The sequence below is a fragment of the Paraburkholderia oxyphila NBRC 105797 genome (genome assembly GCF_000685075.1).
GTDB classification, from domain to species: Bacteria; Pseudomonadota; Gammaproteobacteria; order Burkholderiales; family Burkholderiaceae; genus Paraburkholderia; species Paraburkholderia oxyphila.
Window position 1 is genome coordinate 67,613 of record NZ_BAYD01000008.1, and the last position, 21,453, is coordinate 89,065.

At 65.7% G+C, this 21,453-nt stretch carries 19 protein-coding genes; 3 read left to right on the forward strand and 16 right to left on the reverse strand.

Going from position 1 to position 21,453, the window contains the following annotated elements; translation table 11 throughout:
* Window positions 1-31: 31 nt before the first annotated feature.
* From BO1_RS07340 to BO1_RS07370, 7 genes are all read right to left on the reverse strand, one after another.
* Window positions 32-1,465, reverse strand: a complete 1,434-nt coding sequence (locus tag BO1_RS07340) for an MFS transporter (RefSeq protein ID WP_028217009.1) — start codon at window positions 1,463-1,465, stop codon at window positions 32-34.
* Window positions 1,466-1,502: 37 nt separating this feature from the next.
* The gene (locus BO1_RS07345) at window positions 1,503-2,960 is read right to left on the reverse strand and encodes an MmgE/PrpD family protein (RefSeq protein ID WP_043284041.1); all 1,458 of its coding nucleotides are present in this window, start codon (window positions 2,958-2,960) and stop codon (window positions 1,503-1,505) included.
* A gap of 60 nt (window positions 2,961-3,020) precedes the next feature.
* Window positions 3,021-3,662, reverse strand: a complete 642-nt coding sequence (gene leuD / locus BO1_RS07350; protein ID WP_028217011.1) for a 3-isopropylmalate dehydratase small subunit — start codon at window positions 3,660-3,662, stop codon at window positions 3,021-3,023.
* Window positions 3,655-5,064 carry a 3-isopropylmalate dehydratase large subunit gene (gene leuC / locus BO1_RS07355; RefSeq protein ID WP_028217012.1) on the reverse strand — a complete coding sequence of 470 codons (1,410 nt, stop codon included), beginning with the start codon at window positions 5,062-5,064 and terminating at the stop codon, window positions 3,655-3,657. The genes leuD and leuC overlap by 8 nt, the downstream gene beginning before the upstream one ends.
* A complete protein-coding gene (locus BO1_RS07360) occupies window positions 5,061-5,948 on the reverse strand; it encodes an isocitrate lyase/PEP mutase family protein (protein ID WP_043284043.1) in 888 nt (295 codons plus the stop codon). Before BO1_RS07360 ends, leuC begins: the two co-directional genes overlap by 4 nt.
* Window positions 5,949-6,178: 230 nt before the next feature.
* The gene (locus BO1_RS07365; RefSeq protein ID WP_028217014.1) at window positions 6,179-7,318 is read right to left on the reverse strand and encodes an acyl-CoA dehydrogenase family protein; all 1,140 of its coding nucleotides are present in this window, start codon (window positions 7,316-7,318) and stop codon (window positions 6,179-6,181) included.
* Between the two features lie 15 nt (window positions 7,319-7,333).
* Window positions 7,334-8,560 (reverse strand): CaiB/BaiF CoA transferase family protein, encoded by a 1,227-nt coding sequence (locus BO1_RS07370; RefSeq protein ID WP_028217015.1) that lies wholly within the window; start codon window positions 8,558-8,560, stop codon window positions 7,334-7,336.
* A gap of 108 nt (window positions 8,561-8,668) precedes the next feature.
* Between BO1_RS07370 and BO1_RS07375 the strand changes: the two genes are divergently transcribed.
* The 3 genes from BO1_RS07375 to BO1_RS07385 all read left to right on the forward strand — a co-directional run bounded on the left by BO1_RS07375 (window position 8,669) and on the right by BO1_RS07385 (window position 12,653).
* The gene (locus BO1_RS07375) at window positions 8,669-9,580 is read left to right on the forward strand and encodes a LysR family transcriptional regulator (RefSeq protein WP_028217016.1); all 912 of its coding nucleotides are present in this window, start codon (window positions 8,669-8,671) and stop codon (window positions 9,578-9,580) included.
* A gap of 256 nt (window positions 9,581-9,836) precedes the next feature.
* Window positions 9,837-10,778 (forward strand): helix-turn-helix domain-containing protein, encoded by a 942-nt coding sequence (locus tag BO1_RS56235; RefSeq protein WP_167338318.1) that lies wholly within the window; start codon window positions 9,837-9,839, stop codon window positions 10,776-10,778.
* 276 nt (window positions 10,779-11,054) lie between these two features.
* Window positions 11,055-12,653 carry a GMC family oxidoreductase gene (locus tag BO1_RS07385; protein WP_028217017.1) on the forward strand — a complete coding sequence of 533 codons (1,599 nt, stop codon included), beginning with the start codon at window positions 11,055-11,057 and terminating at the stop codon, window positions 12,651-12,653.
* 616 nt (window positions 12,654-13,269) lie between these two features.
* Here BO1_RS07385 and BO1_RS07390 read toward each other — a convergent pair.
* The 9 genes from BO1_RS07390 to BO1_RS07430 form a co-directional block, all read right to left on the reverse strand.
* Entirely contained in the window at window positions 13,270-13,719 is a 450-nt protein-coding gene (locus tag BO1_RS07390; protein WP_028217018.1) for a hypothetical protein, read from the reverse strand.
* A gap of 105 nt (window positions 13,720-13,824) precedes the next feature.
* On the reverse strand, window positions 13,825-14,766 hold the full coding sequence (locus BO1_RS07395) for a PDR/VanB family oxidoreductase (protein ID WP_043284046.1): 942 nt from the start codon (window positions 14,764-14,766) through the stop codon (window positions 13,825-13,827).
* An 82-nt stretch (window positions 14,767-14,848) separates the two neighbouring features.
* Window positions 14,849-15,412, reverse strand: a complete 564-nt coding sequence (locus BO1_RS07400; protein WP_028217020.1) for a cyclase family protein — start codon at window positions 15,410-15,412, stop codon at window positions 14,849-14,851.
* A gap of 46 nt (window positions 15,413-15,458) precedes the next feature.
* Window positions 15,459-16,556, reverse strand: coding sequence for a porin (locus BO1_RS07405; protein WP_028217021.1), 1,098 nt, complete (start codon window positions 16,554-16,556; stop codon window positions 15,459-15,461).
* Window positions 16,557-16,732: 176 nt separating this feature from the next.
* The gene (locus BO1_RS07410; RefSeq protein ID WP_218002791.1) at window positions 16,733-18,058 is read right to left on the reverse strand and encodes a purine-cytosine permease family protein; all 1,326 of its coding nucleotides are present in this window, start codon (window positions 18,056-18,058) and stop codon (window positions 16,733-16,735) included.
* 47 nt (window positions 18,059-18,105) lie between these two features.
* Window positions 18,106-18,744 carry an isochorismatase family protein gene (locus BO1_RS07415; RefSeq protein ID WP_028217023.1) on the reverse strand — a complete coding sequence of 213 codons (639 nt, stop codon included), beginning with the start codon at window positions 18,742-18,744 and terminating at the stop codon, window positions 18,106-18,108.
* Complete coding sequence (locus BO1_RS50010) at window positions 18,741-19,520, reverse strand: maleate cis-trans isomerase family protein (protein WP_043284048.1); 780 nt, start codon at window positions 19,518-19,520, stop codon at window positions 18,741-18,743. Before BO1_RS50010 ends, BO1_RS07415 begins: the two co-directional genes overlap by 4 nt.
* A gap of 30 nt (window positions 19,521-19,550) precedes the next feature.
* Window positions 19,551-20,606 (reverse strand): M29 family metallopeptidase, encoded by a 1,056-nt coding sequence (locus BO1_RS07425; RefSeq protein ID WP_052409381.1) that lies wholly within the window; start codon window positions 20,604-20,606, stop codon window positions 19,551-19,553.
* On the reverse strand, window positions 20,603-21,427 hold the full coding sequence (locus BO1_RS07430; RefSeq protein WP_028217025.1) for an alpha/beta fold hydrolase: 825 nt from the start codon (window positions 21,425-21,427) through the stop codon (window positions 20,603-20,605). The genes BO1_RS07425 and BO1_RS07430 overlap by 4 nt, the downstream gene beginning before the upstream one ends.
* Window positions 21,428-21,453 lie beyond the last annotated feature (26 nt).

The window sequence follows — 21,453 nt, forward strand, 5'->3', positions numbered from 1 at the left end:
CCCCGTCGCCGGCAGAGTCCGCGCACGGCCGCTACTGCGCGAGCGACTCGAGCGAGCGGCCCTTCGTGGCCGGACCGAGCAGTGCGATCACGCAGGCGTCGACGATCATGCACGATGCGATCAGCCACAGCGCCGCGGCGACGCCTCCGTGGCCCAGCGCCCAGGCCACCAGAAAGCCGCTGAAGATGCCCGAGAGCCGGCTCCACGAGTAGACGAAGCCAACGGCACGGGCCCGGATGCGCGTGGGGTAGAGCTCGGACTGATAGGCGTGGAATCCATACGAAAGCGTCGTTGCGCCCAGCGTCACGCACGCGCCGGTGAGCACGATCATGAGCGGTTCGCGCGCCTGCGCAAAGCATAGCCCCGCGCTCGCGACGAACAGTGACGAGACGACGATCTGCCATTTGCGTTCGAACCGGTCCCCGTATGCCATCGCGAGCAGCGGTCCAAGCGGCATGACAAGCGTCATGCCTAGCGTGTAGCCAAGGCTCGCTGCCACTTCCACGCCGCGATGGATCAGGAATGTCGGCACCCAGTTCGAAAATCCGTACAGCCCCACGGTCTGGAAGAGATGGAACAGGCACAGCATCAAGGTTCTGGACCGGTAAGCAGGACTGAATACTTTCCGGAACCGCCCTGCTTCAACGCGCTCGCCCTCCTGCGCCTCCGGTTCCGGCAACGCGCCGCCCGCTTCGCGCGCCACGCGGGCCTCGAGCGCGGCCAGAACGGCCTCGGCCTCCTCGTGGCGGCCATGCGCGGCGAGCCAGCGAGGACTCTCGGGCAAACGCCGGCGGATGACCCAGATAAACAACGCGCCGACCGAACCGGACAGCACGACCCAGCGCCAGCCATCGAGGCCGAAGGGTGCGCGCGGCACGAGCTGCCATGAAAGGCCGGCGATCACCGGCACCGCAAGATAGGTAATGAGCTGATTCAGCGCGAAGGCGCGGCCGCGAATCCGTCTGGGCACGATCTCGCCCAGATAGCTGTCGATCGTCACCAGCTCTACGCCCAGGCCGATCCCGACCATCAACCGCCAGAAGTTCAGCCCGGCAGCGCCATGCTGAAACGCCATGATCGCCGCCGACACGGTGTACCACAGCAGCGCGAACGTGAACACCGCGCGCCGCCCCAGCCGGTCCGCGACCGTACCGAACAGCAAGGTGCCGATGAGCAGCCCGGCGAATGCCGCGGCGATGAAACTGGCGAGTCCGTCGAAGCTGAAGAATCCGCTCGTCGTCGCGCGCAGCACACCCGAGCGGATGATGCCCGGCGCGATATAGGCGGTCGAGAACAGTTCGTAGAACTCGAAAAAGCCACCCGTTGACAGCAGCACCACGGTCCACCAGACCGAGCGCGTGGCAGGCATTCGGTCCAGCCTCGCGCCGATGCGACCCGTCGTCTCCTGCACGGCGGCAAGGTCCAGCACGGCAGCGTCTCGCAACGCGCCCGGTTTCGAAGCCATCGTCTCCTCCAGTCTTTTATCGTTGGGCCAGCGTGCTTCAGGCAAGGGCGTTCGCGACCGGCTGCGCGAGCAGCGCCAGCAGTTCGCGGGCGTCGTCGAGCCGCTCGAGGTTCAGCACCAGCGATTCGATCTGCTTCTGGCGCGCCGTATCGATCACGCCACCGGTCAACGCCCTGAACTTCGCGACAATCGCCTCATTCGTCATCGGCTCGAGTGGCTCGCCACGCGGATGCCGCAGCAGCATGGCCTCGTGGCTTCCATCGCTGAACGTCACACGCATGCGGACGGCGCCGCGCGCCAGCGGACCGTCCTCGTCGAACGACGCATCGTGCGTCACCGTGATCTTGCGCATGAAGGCCCAGACGTCGTCGGCATCGATACGCGCCGGGCTGAACTGCTGCATCAGGGCGGCGCCATCGAGTGCGGCCACCGCCACCGCATAGGCCATGTTCATCTGCGCGCCGATGGGCGTGAGCGGGCGCTCGGCCTGCCAGCCGCCATGATGAAAGGCCGCACTTGCGCACTCGAGCTCGATCGCCTCGATGTCGTCTGCCGTCACGCCACGGCGCGTCCGGATTTCGAGCATCGCGCCAATGGGGGCAAGCAACGCGCCCATGGCGGAGAACGGCTTGATGACGTAGCGCGGCGTTTCCCACCGCGCGCCCAGCTCGGCCGCGATCTGCGACGCGTCCGGGGCATGCCCTTCACCGAAGGTCGAAAGAAAGCCGCCGTATTCGCGCTCGAATACGCGCTTGATGCCCGTGTAGCCGCTGGCCGCAAGCGCGGCGGCGTAGAGGCCCGCGCGCGCCGCAAAGCCGTGGTGCATGCGCTTCGACATGGCCTCGAACTGCGCGGCCATGAGTCCGCCCGACTGCGTGGCGGCCAGCCCGAGCGCATCTTCGAATTGAGACGCGTCGAGTCCGCGCAGCCTGGCCGCCGCCGCCGCGCTCGCGTGCGTGCCGAACACTGCGCCCGAATGCCATCCCCGCGTCAGCATCTCCGAGCCGTGGAGCGCCAGTCCCACGCGCGGCCCGACTTCGTAGCCCGCGATCGCCGCGAGCAGGAAGCGCTCGCCGCTCACGCCGCCCAACAGTTCGGTCGTTGCAAAGAGCGATGGCAGGACGACCGAAGCCGCGTGCAGCGGCGCAAGCGGGTGGAAATCGTCGAGTTCGAATCCCTGAATGAACGTGCCGTTGAGCAGCGCGGCGGCCGGCGCGGGCGCGCAGCGTCCCCGGCCGATCAGCACGGATGCGCCGTTGCCTTCCATCTCGCACACGCTGTCTACCGCGCGCGTGGACCACGGCAGTTGCGCGCCCACCAGCGCACAGCCGATGCCGTCGAGTGTCAGATGCCTCGCGCGTTCGCTGACCGCCTGCGGGATGTCACCCGCCTGCAGCCCTGCCAGCCAGCTTGCGAGCGCGCCGGTCGGGCCCTGGGGATCGGTGGGGCCCGCAGTCTCTTTCACCGTATGCTGCACTTGATCTGCTATTCTCATTTGTCTCACTCCATTTGCGACTGTGCGCGTTCGATTATGTTCGCTATCCTGAGTATTGATTCATGCGCGAGGCGATTCCCCCTTCCGGGCCGTTTCCATCGTGCTCCAGATCCATGGACGCGCCTCGCGATCGGCTCGCTGCCAGTCGCGAATCGCCTCGCGCAATTGCAGCGTCTGGCCGATCTCATCGAGGCCCTGAAGCAGCGCTTCGCGCCGCAGCCCTTCGATTTCGAACGGGATGGTCAGATCGTCTGCGGTGATCTGCTGCGCTACCAGATCGACCTTCACGCTCGCGCCCGTCTGCGCCAGATCAGCCAGCATCTGGATCTGCGCTTTCGCGAGCCGCACCGGCAACAGCCCGTTCTGGAAGCAGTTGTTGTAGAAGATTTCGCCAAAGCTCTCGGCAATCACACTGCGAATACCCATGCTCATCAGCGCCCACACGGCCCCTTCACGCGATGAACCGCAGCCGAAGTTCGCGCCGGCGAGCAACACGGGCGCACCTCGCCAGGGCGCGCGGTTCAGGACGAACGCCGGATTTTCGGTGCCGTCCTCGTGGTAACGCCAGGCTTCGAACGCGTATTGCCCGAGCGCGTCGCGCGTCTGCTGGGTGAGTCGCTCGATCCGGATCACGATGTCCGTATCGACGTTGTCGCGCAACAGGGGCGCGACGATGCCAGCGACCGTCGTCACCTTATCCATGAACGAGACTCCTGATATCCGTTATGACGCCGGTGACAGCGGCAGCCGCGGCGCTTTGCGGACTGGCCAGATGCGTGCGCGCGCCCGGGCCTTGCCGCCCCACGAAATTGCGGTTCGAGGTGGAAATCGCCCGCTTGCCGGGCGGCACGACCTCGCCGTTTGCCGCCACGCACATGCTGCAGCCTGGCTCGCGCCATTCGAAACCCGCTTCGAGAAAGACGCGGTCGAGCCCTTCCGCCTGCGCTTCGCGCTTCACGTTTTCCGACCCGGGTACGACCCATGCCTTGACACCCGCTGCCACGCGGCGGCCGCGTACGATCTGCGCCGCGTCGCGCAGGTCAGAGAGGCGCGAGTTCGTGCACGAGCCGATAAAAACCCAGTCGACTGCCGTGCCGAGCAGCGGCTTGCCGGGCTCGAGCCCCATGTACTCGAGCGCGCTGCGCCAGGCTTCACGACGAGCCGCGTCCGGCGCCGCTTCCGGCGAAGGAATGACGCCATCGACCGGAATCACGTGCTCCGGGCTCGTGCCCCACGTCATCATCGGCGTGATACGGCTTGCGTCGAAGCGATGCTCGCGATCGAATCGCGCCGCCACGTCGGTTGCAAGCGTTCGCCAGTCGGCCAGCGCCAATGCCCACTGGTCGCCCGCCGGCGCGAACGGCCTGCCCTCGATCCACGCAAATGTCGTCTCGTCCGGTGCAACCATGCCGATCTTCGCACCCAGCTCGATGGACAGATTGCAGAGCGTCATGCGGGCCTCGACGGACAACGCCTCGACGGCCTCGCCCGCATATTCGACGGCATAGCCCCCTGCGCCATGGGCGCCGAGCTGGCCGATCAGATAGAGGATCAGATCCTTCGCACTGCTACTGGCTGGAAGGCGGCCGTCGAAGCTGGCGCGCAGGGTTTTCGGCCGCTGCTGCCAAAGCGTCTGGGTGGCCAGCACATGCGCGACTTCGGAAGAGCCGATGCCGAACGCGAGCGCACCCAGCCCGCCGTTTGTGCAGGTGTGGCTGTCGCCGCAGACCAGCGTGCTGCCCGGCAACGTGAAACCCAGCTCCGGTGCGGCCACATGCACGATGCCCTGCCCCGGCTCGCCGAGATCGAAGAACTGAATGCCGCTCTGCGCGGCAAGCCCCTTCAGGCCCGCATAGAGCTTCGCGCCGCCTGCATAGCTGAGTCCGGTGCGCCCCGGCACGCTCGACACGGCGTGGTCGGGCGTCGCGAAGGCCAGTTCGGGACTCGCCACGGCGAGGCCGCGCTGGGCCAGCGCATACAGGCCCTGCGTGCCGGACAGGTCGTGCAGCAGGTGCCGGTCGATATGCAACAGCGCCCAGTCTTCCCCGAGCGTCGTGATCACATGGCGCGCCCAGACCTTTTCGAAGAGCGAGGCCGCGCTCATGATGCGTTGCCTTCCGTCGAGACCGCGTCCGCGCGGAAACGGGTGCGCAAGGCATCCCACTCGTCCGCGCCAAGCCGGCGGAACCGCTCGCGCACCGGGGCATCGCCGGCCGACGGCGGTGGCTCGCGGCTCTCGCGCAGCGACACGAGCGCCGTTTCGCAGGCCTGGGCGACCGCGCCGATCAGCAGGCTCGGCAGGATCGCGATGCGGTAGCCCATCTGCTCCACGTCGCGCAGGTGGACGTCGGGCGTCTTGCCGCCGCGCACGATGTTGAGCAGGCATGGCCCGTGAACGAGGCGCGGCACCGCTTCGACCTCGCTCAATCCCTGCGGCGCCTCCACGAACGCGACGTCGGCGCCCGCTTCGAGCGCCGCATTCGCGCGCCAGATGGCCTCATCGAAGCCCTCGACGGCGCGCGCGTCCGTACGGGCAATGATCACGAAATCCCTGTCGCTGCGCGCGGCCACCGCCGCGCGGATCTTCGCGACGAAGTCCTCGCGCGGCACCAGTTCCTTGCCGTCGAGATGACCGCACTTCTTGGGCATCACCTGGTCTTCGATATGGATCGAGGCGACGCCACGCTGCTCGTATTCGCGCACGGTGCGCGTGACGTTGAGCTCGTTGCCGAAGCCGGTATCCGCGTCGGCGATCAAGGGGACGGAAGCGCTGCGTGCGATCACGCCGGCGTTCTCGACCATTTCGCTCATCGTCAGCAGGCCGTAGTCGGGAAAGCCTCTAGCCGCAGCCGTGCCAGCGCCCGTCATATAGAGCGCCGAAAAGCCGGCGTGCTGGGCGATGCGCGCAGTCAATCCATCGTAGACGCCCGGGGCGACGATCAGCCCGGCTTCGTTCAGCAGCGCGCGTAGCGCCTGAGTCTGCTTCATTCCAATGCTCCAGGTTGTGCGGTGCGAGTGACGTTGAGACGGTATGGCAGCGGCGCACCCGAAGGCGTGCCGCCCATTAGTCATCATGTTATATCTATATAACGTCATAGCGCAACTACAACCTCCGCGTCCGACACTTTGGAAATACGTACTCCATCAACTCAACCATCGCAGCATCGACGACACGCTTCACCGCTACCAGCACTTTCACGTTCTCTCTTCTTGCTTCGTTACGCCAGAACCGATCGCGCAATCACGGTGCGCTGAATCTCCGAGGACCCTTCGTAGATGCGCAGGATTCGCGCGTCACGCAGCAGCCGCTCGATCCGCAGCTCGCGTGTGAAGCCGTAGCCGCCGTGCATCTGCAGCGCAGCATCGGTGACGAACCCGACCATCTCCGACGCATAGAGCTTGGCCATCGAAGCGGCGTCCGTGAACGGCTCGCCTGCCGCGCGCCGCGCGGCCGCCTGCAAGCTCAGGAGCCACGCCGCCTCGAGTTGCGTTTTCATGTCGGCAAATTTCCATTGCAAGCCCTGCCTGGCCGCGAGCGGCTCATTGCCGACCTGCCGCGTCTTCGCCCATTGCACCGCATCGGCCAGCGCGGCTTCGGCCAGACCGAGACTCGTCGCCGCCACGTCGAGGCGGCTGTTGTCGAGCACTTTCATTGCCGTGCGAAAGCCCGTGCCCTCTTCACCCAGGCGGTTCACGGCGGGCACGTAGCAGTCGAGCGCGACTTCATGCGCCGGCGCGCCGCGAATCCCCATCAGCATTTCCGCGGAAGACACCGACACACCGGGCGTATTGCGGTCCACCACGAAGGCGCTGATTCCGCGCGTCCCGAGTTCGGGCGCGGTCTTCGCATAGACCACGATGAACTGCGCAGCCGCCGCGTTCGAGATGAAATGCTTCACGCCACGCAGCCGATAGCCGTCGCCTTCGCGTACTGCCTGTGTCGTCATTCCCGCCGGGTTCGAACCGGCTTGAGGTTCCGTCAGCGCGAATGCGCCGAGTTTCACGCCAGCTGCCGCCTCAGGCAGATAGCGCGATCGCAGTATGTCGTCGCCGCCGATCAGGATCGAATCGGTTGCGAGATAGTGGGCGCCGATCATCGACGAAGTCGACGCGCACGCGGCCGCGATCTCTGCCAGCGCAAGAATGATGGCGGCAGGCGACGCGCCGATGCCACCCCAACGCTCCGGCAGATTCATGCCCATCACCCCCAGTTCCGCGAGCGCTGGAAGATAGCGTGTCGTAGAGATTTCCTCGCGGTCGGTTTGTGCCGCGTGCGGCGCCAGCTCCGCTTGCGCGTAGCGCCGGATGGCTTCCGCGATCTCGACATCGGCGTCGGTAACACCCATTCGTTTAAGCATGCTTCGTCTCCTCAATCATTGTGTTTCGCGTTGCGCGGTGACGTGGCCGCCCAGCACGCCGCCCGCACGCAACTCGGCGATGCGCGCGACATCCAGCCCGACGAGTTTTTGGAGCACGGTCTGCGTGTGTTCGCCAAGCGCGGGCGCACGCGTGGTTCGCGTGGCGGGCCACGCCGAGAACCGAACTGGCTGCCGTGGCACGCGCACGGTGCCGCCGCTCGCGGCAGGCGTTTCGACCAGCAGGCCACGCTCGCGCGCCTGCTCGCTCTCCAGCGCTTCGCCGATGTTCTGGATCGGCGCGACCGGAATTCCCGCGTCGCTCAAGCGCGCGTTGACTTCCGAGATGCCAAGCACGACTGACCATGATTCGATACGGGCGCGCAACGCGGCTTCATGCTCGCTGCGCGTTGCGTCGTCGGCAAAACGCGGGTCGTCGACGAGTTCGGGCTGGCCGATTGCCTGCGCGAAGCGCTCGAACAAACGGTTGTTGAGCACGGCTAGCACGAAATGGCCGTCTTTCGCACGATAAGCCCCGAATGGCGCGGACGACGCATGCCGGTTGCCCACGCGCCGCGGCGCGACACCATTCGCTGCATAGCGGGCGACCAGACCCGCAGTGAGGCTGAGCGTGGCATCGAACATCGCCACGTCCACGTGCGTACCCTTGCCGGTGCGCTCGCGTGCGAGCAGTGCGGCAAGTACGCCCCACGAGGCGAAAAGTCCGCTGACCGCGTCCGAGATCGAATCGCCTACCAGCGTCGGCGCACCATCGGGCGATCCCGTTGCATCCATGAGACCGCACAGGGCTTGCAGGATGATGTCGTACGCGGGACGATGCGATTCAGGGCCGGTCTGGCCGAAACCCGAAACGCTCGCGTAGACGAGCGCGGGATGCTGCGCGGAAAGTTGCGCGTAGCCGATGCCAAGACGCTCGGCAACGCCTGGCCGGAAGTTCTCCACGACCACATCCGCCTGCGCGCAGAGCGCCTGTGCGAGCGCACGGCCTTCATCGTGCTTCAGGTCGATCACGACGCTTTGCTTGTTGCGGTTCATCGCATTGAACAGTCCGCTTTCGCCTGCGGAAAACGGGCCAATTGCGCGATAGTCGTCGCCGCTGGGCGGTTCGATCTTGACTACCTCGGCGCCCAGGTCGCCGAGCAGCGCGGAGCACAGCGGCCCCGCGAGCACACGGGAAAAGTCGATCACACGAATGCCGTCGAGCGGCAGCGCGGGCAGTGTCACAGCGTTGTCCTCCAGAACAGCCAGCCCATTCGACTGGTGGACTGATTCTGGGCCGCTCAGCCAATAAGATAAAATACTGGAATAAATTAACGGTTATACGAAAATATTATGGCTTTGTCGCTCAGGCTGTTGCGCTACTTCGTCACCGCGGCCGAAACAGGCAGCACGACCACCGCCGCGAAACAGCTCAACGTCTCGCAGCCTTCGATCTCCGTGGCCGTTCGTGAACTGGAAGCGCTATTCGACGCGCCACTTTTCACGCGTGGCGCCGGCACGCGCATGACACTCACGCAGTTCGGCCAGCGCAAGCTGAATGAGGCGCGCCACCTGCTCGCATCGGCCTCCGCGTTCGCAACCGACGACGTGGGCGAAGGCGATGGCGGCCTCGTGCAGATCGGCATCTTTCACACGATCGCGCCCGTCTATCTGCCACGCGTGCTCAAGCTCGCGCAGACGCGCTTTCCGGGTCTTACGGTCCAGTTCCGGGACGGCGATCTCGCGCAACTCGAACAATGGCTGCACAAGCGTCAGATCGATTTCGCACTCATGTATGACGTTGGCCTGCCCGGCGATATCGAGCGCGAATGCCTCGCCGAGCTCAAGCCCTATGCGCTCGTACCCAGCGACTCGCCGCTCGCAAAACGGCGACGCACCGTCTCGCTGCACGAACTCGCCGCGCAGCCTTTTATCCAGATCGATCTGCCGCAGAGCCGCGACTTTCTGATGGCTCCGTTCTGGCAGCATGGCCTCTCGCCCGACGTGCGGTATCGGGCGGCATCCATCGAACTCGTGCGTGCGATGGTGGCGAACGGGCTGGGCGTGTCGTTGCTGATCACGCAAAGTTCGACCACGGCGCAGACCTCGCTCGTTGCAGAGCGGCCAATCCGTGAGGCCACCGTGATCCAGCCGCTCGTCATTGCGCGCCCGGCTCGCGTGCCGCACTCGCGCGCTTCGGAATTGCTCACGGCGTGCGTGCGCGACGCAGTGGCCGAAGCAATGCGTGAGCGCGTGGGTAAGTGAAGGGAATGGTGGCCCGGTGCAGACCCGCAATTGAGGTGAGAATAGCGTCCGGTATTCAATATCGAAACGATGCCTTGAAACGAAGCGTATCCTGAACAGCGCACGACAACGCGGATTTGGCTCCAGCAGCCATGCCATGTCAGAATAAAGACCTCGCCCCGACTCGGAAGACTGTAGCCCACGCGCGCTCGTCATCATGCGGCCCCCCATCTCTCCCTCATTTCCGCAATCGGGTCCAGTTCGCCAGAAGACCCGCTTGAGCGGATTCGACCCGCACACCATGCGCGAGGCGCTCCAGGAGGGCGTGCTTGAGCACGTCCAGCTGGAAGTCGGACAGTTCCGCGGCACGATCGCCCACAGTGCGAGCCGTGAGGTCCAGGTCGACTGGGGCAATTACAGTCTGTCTGTCATGGCACGAGGCGCGCTCAACCGCAACCGCGTCACGCTGGGCATGTTGCTCAGTGGCAAGGGCGACTGGCGGCTGTTCGGCACCCCCGTCGAAAACGGGCTCCTCGTGGTCGCGCCGGAAGGCAGCGAACTGGTGCTCTGCCTGCCCACGCAACCGCAGTGGGTATCCATCCAGGTGGAGCGCGAGCGGCTCGACGCCATCGGCGTCGATCTGGGGCTCACGTCGCGCAGCGGTGGTTCGCGCCTGACCGGATACAGCGACGCGATGATGCGTACGCTCCAGCATTGGTCACCCGTGCTGCTGGCCAGCGGCGCAGGGACCGATGAGGCCAGTGCGGAGCTGGCGCTTGCGCACGAAGACATCCTTTCGGTCTTGCTCGGCGAGTTGAATTGCCGGCAAGCGGGCCGCGGCGCATTTCTCGATGCCGGGGAACCGTGGCGGATCGTGCGGCGCGCCCAGGACTTCCTCGACGCCCAGAGCAGCCCGCTAGTCCGTATCGACGATCTGTGCCAGGCCGCCCACACAAGCTTGTCGACGCTCGAACGCGCCTTTCAGGAGGCGTTCGGCTGCAGCCCGCGCCGATTCCTGATCCTGAGACGCATGTCGGCCGTCCGGCAGGAACTGTTGCGCGGCGAACCCACGACCTCGGTGACCGAAGTCGCCACGCGTTGGGGCTTCTTCCACTTAGGCCGCTTTGCCGTGGACTACGCGAAGCTCTTTCACGAACGTCCTTCTGACACCTTGCGCCAGCCCATCCATGGCGCCGGCCATACCTGGGATTTCCCCTGAAACCCGCGGCTGCGTGCGCAACTTGCCGAAAAGTGGATAGTCGATCCCGCGCGCCTGCTCCAGACTTCCTCATCGGTTAAGCCTGGCCCGCCCACGGAAGCCTTTCGTTCAGCCGGGTGCACGTATGACGATGCGCCGCTGGCGTGCTGGCGCCCCCGGGCCCGGCTCCATAACGACAACCCGACAAGCGCATATCGCTAGCGGCCCTGATCCAGGAAATCACGGGCAGGCCGGACTGCATTGCGCCAACGTCCTCCGTTATCTACCTGCCTCGATATGCATACTTCTTTCGACTACATCGTGATCGGCGGCGGGTCTGCCGGGAGCACGCTCGCCAGCCGTCTGAGCGAAGACCCCCACACCACCGTTTGCCTGCTTGAAGCCGGGGATTCGGACAAAAGCGCGCTCATCCAGATGCCCGCGGCCGTGGTCGCCATGTTGCCGACGCGCCTGCATAACTGGGCGTTCAAGACCGTGCCGCAAGCGGGCCTGAACGGACGCCGCGGATATCAGCCGCGTGGCAAGACCCTTGGCGGATCCAGCTCCATCAACGCCATGCTCTATGTGCGCGGCGATCGTTGGGACTACGACAATTGGGCGGCGCAGGGCAACCGGGGCTGGTCATTCGGGGACGTGCTCCCCTACTTCAGAAAGTCTGAGCACAACGAAACGATCGACAACGCGTTCCACGGCAGGGGCGGCCCGCTCAATGTGGCGGATCTCCACGCCCCAAGCCCCATCCATCAACGATTTCTGAACGCTGCAGTGCACTGCGGCGTGCCGATCGTTGCGGATTACAACGGAGCGGATCGCGACGGCGCCTTCATGTACCAGGTCACGCAGAAGAACGGCGAACGTTGCAGCGCGGCTAAAGCCTATCTCACGCCCAATCTGGCGCGAACCAACCTCATGGTCATGACGGGAGCGCGAACCGAGCGCTTGCTGCTGGCAGGCGGCCGTGCCATTGGCGTGCGCGTCAAGATTGGCGGCGAGACCCGAGACCTCAAGGCCAATCGCGAAGTGATCCTGAGCGCCGGCGCCTTCGGCTCGCCGCAAATCCTCATGCTTTCCGGCATCGGTGCCGGCGCTCAACTGCAAGCCATGGGCATACCCGTGGTGCACGATCTGCCCGGTGTGGGCGAAAACCTCCAGGACCATATCGACTACGTCTACAGCTACTCGATGGCGGGCAGCCCCGAGACATTCGGCATGTCGCTCGGCGGAAGTGCGCGTGTGGTCAAGGGGATTGCGCAATGGCGTCGCGAGCGCAAGGGCTTGATGACCACGCCCTACGCCGGCGCGGGCGCGTTCGTGCGCAGCAGCCCCGATGTGCCGGCGCCCGACCTCCAGATGATCTTCGTGGAGGCCATCGTGGACGACCACGCTCGCAAATTGCACCTGTCACATGGTTTCAGTTGTCACGTCGACGTTCTGCGCCCGAAGAGCCGGGGCAAGGTGACGTTGGCCACGACCGATCCCTTCGACGCGCCGCAGATCGATCCGCGCTTCTTTTCCGATCCCGCGGATATGGCCGTCATGCTCAAGGGCGCGAATCTGCAGCGCCGCATTCTTGAGGCGCCGCCTCTGAAGGCGTTGGGCGCGAAGCCGCTCTATCCCGTCGACCAATCCGACCAGCGCGCCGTCGAGCAGGATATCCGCAACCGCGCCGACACCCAGTACCACCCGGTCGGCACCTGCAAAATGGGCAACGATCCGCTCGCCGTCGTGGATGCCCGGTTGCGCGTCCACGGCATCGAGGGGCTGCGCGTCGTGGACGCTTCGATCATGCCGACTGTCGTCAGCGGCAACACCAATGCCCCCACGATCATGATCGCTGAAAAGGCTGCCGATATGATCCGCTCGGCTTCGAAGTAAGCCGCGGCGCAGCACCGCTATCCCGCTCCAGCAGCGAGGGGGCGAGGCGCTCCTTGAGTAAGGCGCAATGACTTGCCGCGGTCATCCGATAGCCGGGCAAGGCGATCACGAGATCCGGCCAAAGGACTCCCACTGAGGAGTTCTACTCGCTCACTTCATAAGTAATCCTGTTTATATCAGACTTTCCTCACCCTTCAATCGTTATCGCGACAAAGCCGTCTTTTCCGTATCCTTGCTCATGGTGGATGGTTTTGTTGTTCGCTGGTTTCCGACTTCGACAATCAGATTCTCAGCTGAAACCTCCACCGCCTTCGATCCCCGCCTCAACTCCGCCGTACACCACTTCCGACTTTAGCTCGCCAACGGACCTTCGACGGCAGACCTCGCCACCCGGGTCAATGGTGCATTTGCATCATTGACCCGGGTGGCGAGTTGTGGACTTCAAAGAAAATCGGATTTAACGCGTCGTCGGAATACGACGATTGACTGGACTGGGGAGTGGCGGGCGGCGCGTGTCGCGTCCCGCCCGTCCTGGCAGCGCCCGGCTAATCTCAAAGCCGACGTCCCCGAACTCCGCAAACTCGGCTGCACGATCCGCACGTAACGAGCGGCGCCGTCAGTTTTTCGAAATATCCAGGCTCTCCAGGCGGGTTGCGTGTGCGCTCTGTCCTGCGCCAAAGGCGGTCTCCGTGCGGAAAATGAAGCGGCACCACGTGCTGGTCGCCGTCGCATCGCGCGTCAACTTGACGCAAAACCGGCCGCCTGGCTCGACCGTCCAGGTGCCCGTCTCGTGTACCACCAGCCCCGCATGGGCGAATCTGGACTTTCCTGGGTGAAGGAAGGCCTCGACAGTGCCGTCCGCACTTGTTTTCAAGACCACCGTTGTATCGGCTGTGCCGGGAACACTGCGGTGCACGGTCGCTCCAGAGAAGAGGGCCATGACTTCGTCGTGGGATAGCGGAGCCGTCCCGTCCGGTACGCTGACGGACGAGGACGCACACCCGCCCAAAACGACCAACAGCGTGAGAACACTGCGCCTGGACGCGAAGGAGGAAACGTACGTCATGTGACTCGCTCCTTTCAGAGGTCAATCCCACGCCTGTACTCCAGCATATCTCCAGCCCGCGAAACGTTCGCCGCCGCACATTAGGCAACGGACCCCGCGACGGCGTCACAGGTCCACGAGCAGGAATGGCGATAGCGCACGCGAGCAGCAAGGCGTGAACAGCGTGTTGCTGTCGCGCTCGGCATCGGTCAGGTAAACGTCGCGATGGTCGGGCGTGCCGTCCAGCACGCGCGTCAGGCACTTGCCGCAGACCCCCTGCTCGCACGACGTCTCCAGCTCGACGCCATGCTCCTTGAGCGCCTGCGAGGCGCTCTGGTCGGCGCGGACTTCGACGACCGCACCGCTGCGCGCGAGGCGAATGCGGAACGGTGCGTTCGCCGCGGCGGTTTCCGTCTGGCCGAAGAATTCCCGGTGCAGGTTGTGCGTGAGCCATGCGCACGACGCCGCCGCGCCGAGCACCCATTCGATGAAACCCTGCGGTCCGCACACGTAGAGGTGCGTGCCGGGTGCGGCGGGTGGTAGATCGCGCAGCGGATCGAAACGTGTATCGGGCAGCGCGTCGGCGTGAATGTGTACGTGCGGCGCGAGATCGCTGCCGGACAGCCGCTCCGCAAAGGCGATCCGGTCGCTCGACCTTACGCAGTAGTGCAGATCGAACGGGGTGCCCGTGCGCAGCAGGTGCTCGGCCATGCTGAGGAGCGGCGTGATACCGATGCCGCCCGCCACGAGCACCGCGCGGTCCTGGCCATCTGCGAGACAGAAGTGGTTTCGCGGCTCGCCGATTTCTAGCGTTGCGCCCTGCCCCAGCGCGTGCATCGCGCGCGACCCGCCGCGCGACACCGGCTCGAGCAGTACGCCGAGTCGGAAGACCTGCCGCTCGTCGGGGCCGTTGCACAGCGAATATTGGCGGACGAGCCCGCCCGGCAGATGCACGTCGATATGCGCGCCGGCGGTGAAGGCAGGCATCGGGCTGCCGTCCGGCTTCGCGAGTGTGAGCGCGGCAATACCGCTCGCCGTGATGCGTGTGTCGAGAATGATGACTTTCATGAGCTTGATGACGTTGATGACGCGAACCGCTTGCCGCCCCGATCGGGCGACCGGCGTGAGGCAAGCGGGAAGAGCCGTCGGATCAGGCGAATTCGGCGATGACGCGGCAGGGCAGGCCCGTCAAGTCCGTCCTCGACACTGGTGCCGTGTAGACGGTGAACGACGCGGGCATGCGCCCGAGCAGTTGCTTCACGTTGTTGAGGTTCTCGACGATGAACACGCCCTGGTCGGCGCAGAGCTGATCGACGTCTGCGTGCTTGCGGGGGTTCTGCACGCCGGCCGCGTCTACGCCGATCAGCTTCACCTTCATGTCGAGCAGATAGTCGACCGCGCGGTCCGACAGCTCCGCGCTGCGGGCCGTATAGGGCCGCGTGTTGTACCCGAGCTCGTCGACGTAGCCGGTATGGAAGATGACGAAGTCACCCGCCTCGATGACCGCATCGGCGAAATCCGCGGCCTCGATCTCGCGGCCGCGGATGTGCGAGATGTCGACAACCTTGCCTCGCGTGCGGAAACTCTCGAGCGGAAACGTCTTGTCGACCACGTCGAAGTGCGTGCCCGCATGGCCGGAATCGATGAATGCCTTGTGGGCGTTCTCCGAAGTCAGTTTGACGGCGTCGATGGGCAGCGATAAATCGATAAGCATGACTAACTCTCCTGGTGGGACTACATCTAGGGAAAAGACACAACTGCTAGAACCAATGCTGGATCCCGACGCTCACGCTGGCCTGGCACCGGCTCGCCGACTGTCCGGCCCCGGGCATCGACGCCACCGCGCCGTTGCCCGAGGCGAACTGATAAAGGAACGTCGAGTACAGGCTCGTGCGTTTCGAGAGCGAGTAGACGTCCGTGATGATCGGCGTGATCCACCGCCCGCCTTCGAAGCGCGAGAGGCTGACACCGCCGTTGATCGAGTTGAAAGGCGTTATTTGCCAGTTGGCGCCGATGTCATAGTTATTGACGTTCGCCGACGTCCCGCCGTAGTCGATGCGGGACTGCGTGAAGAGCGCGCGCAGCAGCACGTTGCCGAGCTGGTACGAAGCGCCCACGCCAAGGTTCTTCAGGTTGTCCGCAACGAACGGTGCGCTGCTGTCGATCGGCGTGCCCATGAAGGTCGGCAGCCCGACGTAGCCGGCCAGTTCGAGCAGGCGGTTGTTCTCGCTTTCGTACGCGGCGCTGAGCGTGAACGGGCCGTTGCGGTATTGCGAGCCGAAGCCGTAGTTGCGGCCGCGCGCGAAGTCGCCGGCCAGTCCGCCAAAGCCGAACATCGCGCCGAACCGAAGGCCGCCATAGTCGGCGCTCAGGTACTTCAGCGCGTTGTCATACTCGAAGGTGTTCGCGAGCTCGTCGAAGTTGCCGGGGTGGAACGCAAAGAAGCTCGACACGGCGTATCCGTTGGCGAGCGGACCGAGCAGGTCGTAGTTGAAGCTCGGCTGATGGCCGAGCGTCAGCTGGCCGAAGCGCGTTGAGTTGAGGCCCACATAGGACTGGCGCGTGAAGAGCTGGTTCGGCACGTACAGATTGCCGGTGCCGATGAAGAAGTTCGCTTCGAGCTTGAAGATGGCGGCAAGCCCGCCGCCCAGGTCTTCCCTGCCAGTGAAGCCGAACAGGTTGGGAATGAAGTTGCCGTCGTCGAGCAGATAGCGGGCGTGCCCGCCCACGTTGCTGACGTAGTTCACGCCGGCGGATACGTTGCCGTACAGCGTGACCGAGCTCTGCGCGCATGCCGCGTGCGCAGCGGCCGAGGCGACCGCCGCGGCGATCAGCCTGCAAACCGGTTTGCGTTTCATGTCTTCCCCTTCGTGGACGAAACGCCAGGCGTCATTGCCGGACCGTGGGCCGATGGGCGACGCTGGACAATGGAAAAGCGGTTGAACGACGTATTGGTGGGTGTTTCCAGCGATTCTATTTATAGAGTTGTCCAGATTAAAACGCGGGCGTGCCTGCCGGCCAATGCGCGGCACGCTCAGGCGTCGCGTGCCGCCGCCATCCGGGCCGACGCCTCCCGCCGCGCGATCATGCATTCGAACGCGAACGCGAGCCCGATCGACAGCGGCACCGCGAAGCTGCCCACAGGCGCCTGCAACTGCGAGACGACGAGCCCCGCCGCGCTGGCTGCGAGCCACGCGGGCAGCGCGCCGGCATGCGAGCCCGCGCCCGGGTGCGGATCGTCGTGGTTTGCGCGTGCCCGCAGGATGTAGGCGAGCGCGACGCCAACCCACGCGGTGATGAAGATCGCCTGGTAGTTCAGCGCGATGAGCATGTAGCCGAAGATGTCGGTCGAGCGCATCAGCACCAGTACGACGACGCCAACGATGCCGGCCCACGCCCACTTCGGCCAGCGCAGCCCGAACGCCGTCTGCGCGAACGCGCCCATGTTGAGCGTGGACACGTAGTAGTTGGCCGTGTTGATGCGGGTCTGCGTCGCCCACAGGAAGGGCAAGCCGATGCCCGCGCCGAGCACGGCAAGGCTCGCGTCCACGACGGCCGTCTCGGTGACGTGCACGAGGTCGACGGTGCCGACGAGGAAAATGCCCACGACGCCGTTGACGGCGAACGCCACCAGATAGAACGGCACGCCGAAGCTGAACAGCGCGTGGTAGCGCATGTCCGCGGGCTTGCCGAAGCGCGCGAAGTCCATCGTGATCATCGCGAGTATCCAGTTGCCCATGTACGCGACGAAGCAATACCACCAGCCGCCAGCGCTCGCGTGAGCAGCGCCCACGTCGAGCCAGCGCAGCGACCAGCCGTAGCGCTGGCCCGTCAGCGCCACGAGCAGAACGAGGCCGATCGCGTAGACGGGCAGCAGGATCGCATTGAGCTTGTCGAGAAAGCGCTGGACGCTGCCGATCACCAGCGGCGCCGAATACGCGGCGATAATGAGGCAGGCGGTGCCGTAGTCAAGCGCGGGAAACACCTTGCTCGCAGCCACGGCGAGCACCGAGCCTTCGAACACGGCGTAGTACATCGCCGTGACGAAGAGCAGCAAGGTGGCCAGCGACGCACCGCGATCGCCGAACAGCCGCCGCGAGAGCAGCGTGGCCGAAAGACCCGTACGGATCGAGAAGCGGACGAACGCGGCGTTGATGAGCGCGAACACCGGAATCGACAGCGCCATGCCAATGAGCGCGTTGACGGCCCCGTAGCCGACCGCGAGCGCCGCCGAGAGGAAGATGTAGAACATCGCCGAGCAGAGCGACCAGTACGCCATCGTGAGCGCGCCCCGGTTCATGCGCGCGCCGGCGGGGACGACCTCGTTCGCGAGATCGCCAGTTTCGATTTTTCCTGCCATTTTCATCGTCTCCTGTCGTTTTCGTTGGGCGATTTGCGTGGGGTGCGTCAGGGTGCGTCGCGACGGCGTACCGCTGCGAGCAACGCGTCCCGCATCATGACGTCCGCGCATTTCTGCCGGAGGTCGAAGAGGCTGGCGCGATGCGGGGCCTGCGCCCGGTCGCCGACGCAGTCCTCGACGATCACCGGGCGAAAGCCATGCGACATCGCGTCGACGGCGCTCGCGCGCACGCATCCGCTCGTCGTGCAGCCCGCGATCGCGAGCGTGCCCACGCCGTGCGCAGTGAGCCACGCGGCGAGCGCCGTGCCGAAGAACGCGGACGGCGTGGTCTTGCGCACGACGAGTTCGCCAGCCACCGGCGCCAGGGCATCGACGATCGCACTGGCCGGCGCGTGCTCGGTCAGCGCGAGGAGCCCCGGCACCTTGGCGGCGAACACGTTCGCGTCGGCGCCGTCGTCGGCGAACACGATCCGGCTGTGCGCGACGGGCCAGCGCAGCGCCCTCGCCTGTGCGAGCAGATCGCGGCTGCGCTCGATGGCCGGCGCGATGTTGCCGCCGCCGAACTTCGCGGGATCCGCAAATCCGTTGACGAAGTCAACCAGCAGGAATCCCATGTTTCCATGCAGGCCGAGCTCGGCGCCGAAACCTTGCCGCCGGTAGACCTCGTGATCCGCGTCGTGCGTCATGGCGCCGGCTCCTCGAGCGCCAGCGGGCGCGTGGGCGCGAGAATCGCGCCGAAACCCGGCGCGACGGGGTCGAGCCCAAGTGCGCTCAACATCGCGAAGGCAGTGCAGCTGGCGGCCGACACGGTGGGAATGCCGGTGCACCGTTCGATGGGATCGAGCGCCGCGAGCGACGGCATCTGCACGCAGGCCGAGGCGACGAGCACGTCGATGCCGGTGGTTCGCACGTTGCGGGACAGGTCGACGAGCGCCAGCGGATCGCGCGCGCCGACGGCGAGGTTGTCCTCGATTTCGAGCGATAGCGCGTCCACGACCTCGATGCCCTCTTCTTCGAGGTACGCCGCGACGAGCCGCGTGAGCGGTTTCATGTATGGCGTGATGATCGACACGCGCCGCGCGCCCAGCGCGCGCAGGCCCTGGATCAACGCACCCGCACTCGTGACGATCGGCGTCGGCGCGTCGTTCGCGCGCGCCACTTCGCCGAGCTGTGCTTCGGACTGGCGATGATAGCCGGCGCCCATGCTCATGATCGCGACGAGGCACGCGTAGCCGATGATGTCCACGCGTGCGTCGGTGAGCTCCTGCACGCAGCGCCCGGCCGACGCGTCCATGGCGGCCAGCTCTTCGCGCGTGACCTTTTTCATGCGCATACGGCTCGCGTGGAAGCTGAAGGTCTCGGGCAGGACGGTCTGGCGGCGCCCCAGAATCAGCGGGATTTCGGTTTCCATCGTGACGTTCGAACTGGGGACGACCTGTCCGATCCGGTAGTGCTGTTTCATGTGAATCCTCGGGAGTGAAAAAAAATGCGCTCAGCGCCCGAACGCGCGCATGTCGGCCGGCATCACGCGGCCGGCGGCCACGATCGGCTCGCCGTCGAGCGTGAGCGTGCAGTTGCGCATCGGAATGTCGAGATGGCAGGCCGTGTCGTTCGTGCCACCGAGCTCGGTGTCGGGGCCGGTCGAGAACAGCACATTGCCGTAGTACGCGCGGCCGTCCATGCCGATGCCGGGCAGCGTCGCGTCCCATTCGCAGCGTTCGTTGAGCCCCCAGCCGATGTGCGAGATCGCGTAGGCGCGCGGGTCGTCGTAACGCTCGATGTATTCGCGCAGCGCGCCGGCTTCGGCGCCGCCCGCGATGTCGACGATCATGCCGTCGCGAATCGTGATGCCGATGGGCTCGCCCACCACGCGCATGAGCGGATAGAGCAGGTCGCCTGCCGCGAGCACGACGCGCCCGTTCACGCCGCGCGGCCGCGCCGTGGTGGCGAGAAAGCCGCCCGGCCAGTGGTCCCAGCGGCCCGGCTGGTCCGCGTAGCCGTACTCGGTCAGGATGGGCTGATCCGCGATGTCGTAGGTCACGTCCGTGCCCGCCGCGTTCGTGAAGCGCAGCGTGCCGGCGCGGGCAAGGCGGCGTTCAGCGGCTTCGACGCGGCGGCGCAGGTCCTCGGTGGGGAACAGGCGCGCGAGCGTCTCGAACGGCTCGACGACGAGCACGATGCGCGCGCCGGCCTGCTGGATCTCCAGCTGCTCCTGCGAGAAAAGCAGCAGCATCATGTCGATGACGAGATCGGACGCCTTGAGCGTCGCCATCGCCCCGCGGTCCGCGCCGAGCCCGCTACGGCCGACGTTGCCGAGGCGCGCGGCCGGTTCGGTCGCGCCGCCGGGCGGCCGGAAGTCGACGTGGCGAGGCTCGGCGCCGAGCGCGCGCACCGCGGCCTCGTAGGCGCGCACGCGCGCGGCGAACTGGCCGCCTTCGGTCAGGATCGCCACGGTTTCACCGGGGCTCACGCGGCAGAGCTCGAGGTGCGCGCGAAAGAGACGCGTCATCGCGTCGATGCCGGCTGCTTCGTCGAAGGGCGTGCTCATGAGCGGGTTTCCGTGGGTTGGCCGGCGTCGATGCGATCCACACCGGCGAGAAAATCGAGGATGGCGCGATTGAACGCTTCAGGCTGCTCGGCGCAGGCGATGTGCCCCGTATCGACGAGCTCGTGAAGGGTGCTCGCGCTCAGGCGGCGCGCGAGTTCGGCACCATGCGCGGGCGGAATCACGCGATCGCACTCGCCGGTGAGAACGAGCGCGGGCAGCGTTATTTCTCCGAGCCGGTCGGCCACGTCGAATCCGCTTAGGATGACTGAAAGATAATGACCGTAAAAAAACGCCGAATTCCGTGCAATCAGCTCGCGAAACCATTCGTGCAGGAACGGATCGGCCTGCGGCCCGAGTGCCTGGCGCGTGACCATTTCGCCGAGCTCATCGGTCGTCGCAGTGCGCAACGCGGCAAGACGCCCGGCCACGATCTCCGGTGGAATCACGTTGCGGGCCGCCGTGTTGCAGAGCACAAGGCTGCGCAACAGGTCGGGGCGCGCAAGCGCGAGCGCAAGGCCGAAGAAGCCGCCCATCGACGTGCCGACGTAATGCACGGGGCTGCCAAGGCGCGAGCACAGCTCGGCGAGGTCGTCGACGATCGCCGGCAGGCCATCGCCGCCGTCCTCGCGGCCCGGCAATCGCTGCGAGCGTCCGAAGCCGGGCAGATCCATGGCGACGACACGATACCGGCTGGCGAACGCTCGCAGTTGATGCGCCCACAAATCGGATGACGTGCCGAGGCCGTGAACCAGCAGCAGGGGCGCGCCCTCCCCCCATTGCCGGACGTTCAGCGAGCCGTTTCGAAAATTTTCCAGAGGCATGACGGATTTCTCTCCGATGCGGCCAC

Bases quoted from the DNA above. Each gene is read 5' to 3' on its own strand.
- BO1_RS07385 (WP_028217017.1), top strand. From the start codon at position 11,055: ATGCATACTTCTTTCGACTACATCGTGATCGGCGGCGGGTCTGCCGGG.
- BO1_RS07410 (WP_218002791.1), bottom strand. From the start codon at position 18,058: ATGGCAGGAAAAATCGAAACTGGCGATCTCGCGAACGAGGTCGTCCCC.
- BO1_RS07365 (WP_028217014.1), bottom strand. From the start codon at position 7,318: ATGCTTAAACGAATGGGTGTTACCGACGCCGATGTCGAGATCGCGGAA.
- BO1_RS07395 (WP_043284046.1), bottom strand. From the start codon at position 14,766: ATGAAAGTCATCATTCTCGACACACGCATCACGGCGAGCGGTATTGCC.
- BO1_RS07340 (WP_028217009.1), bottom strand. From the start codon at position 1,465: ATGGCTTCGAAACCGGGCGCGTTGCGAGACGCTGCCGTGCTGGACCTT.
- BO1_RS07405 (WP_028217021.1), bottom strand. From the start codon at position 16,556: ATGAAACGCAAACCGGTTTGCAGGCTGATCGCCGCGGCGGTCGCCTCG.
- BO1_RS07360 (WP_043284043.1), bottom strand. From the start codon at position 5,948: ATGAAGCAGACTCAGGCGCTACGCGCGCTGCTGAACGAAGCCGGGCTG.
- BO1_RS07375 (WP_028217016.1), top strand. From the start codon at position 8,669: ATGGCTTTGTCGCTCAGGCTGTTGCGCTACTTCGTCACCGCGGCCGAA.
- BO1_RS50010 (WP_043284048.1), bottom strand. From the start codon at position 19,520: ATGAAACAGCACTACCGGATCGGACAGGTCGTCCCCAGTTCGAACGTC.
- leuD (WP_028217011.1), bottom strand. From the start codon at position 3,662: ATGGATAAGGTGACGACGGTCGCTGGCATCGTCGCGCCCCTGTTGCGC.
- BO1_RS07430 (WP_028217025.1), bottom strand. From the start codon at position 21,427: ATGCCTCTGGAAAATTTTCGAAACGGCTCGCTGAACGTCCGGCAATGG.
- BO1_RS07425 (WP_052409381.1), bottom strand. From the start codon at position 20,606: ATGAGCACGCCCTTCGACGAAGCAGCCGGCATCGACGCGATGACGCGT.
- BO1_RS07390 (WP_028217018.1), bottom strand. From the start codon at position 13,719: ATGACGTACGTTTCCTCCTTCGCGTCCAGGCGCAGTGTTCTCACGCTG.
- BO1_RS07345 (WP_043284041.1), bottom strand. From the start codon at position 2,960: ATGAGAATAGCAGATCAAGTGCAGCATACGGTGAAAGAGACTGCGGGC.
- BO1_RS07415 (WP_028217023.1), bottom strand. From the start codon at position 18,744: ATGACGCACGACGCGGATCACGAGGTCTACCGGCGGCAAGGTTTCGGC.
- leuC (WP_028217012.1), bottom strand. From the start codon at position 5,064: ATGAGCGCGGCCTCGCTCTTCGAAAAGGTCTGGGCGCGCCATGTGATC.
- BO1_RS07400 (WP_028217020.1), bottom strand. From the start codon at position 15,412: ATGCTTATCGATTTATCGCTGCCCATCGACGCCGTCAAACTGACTTCG.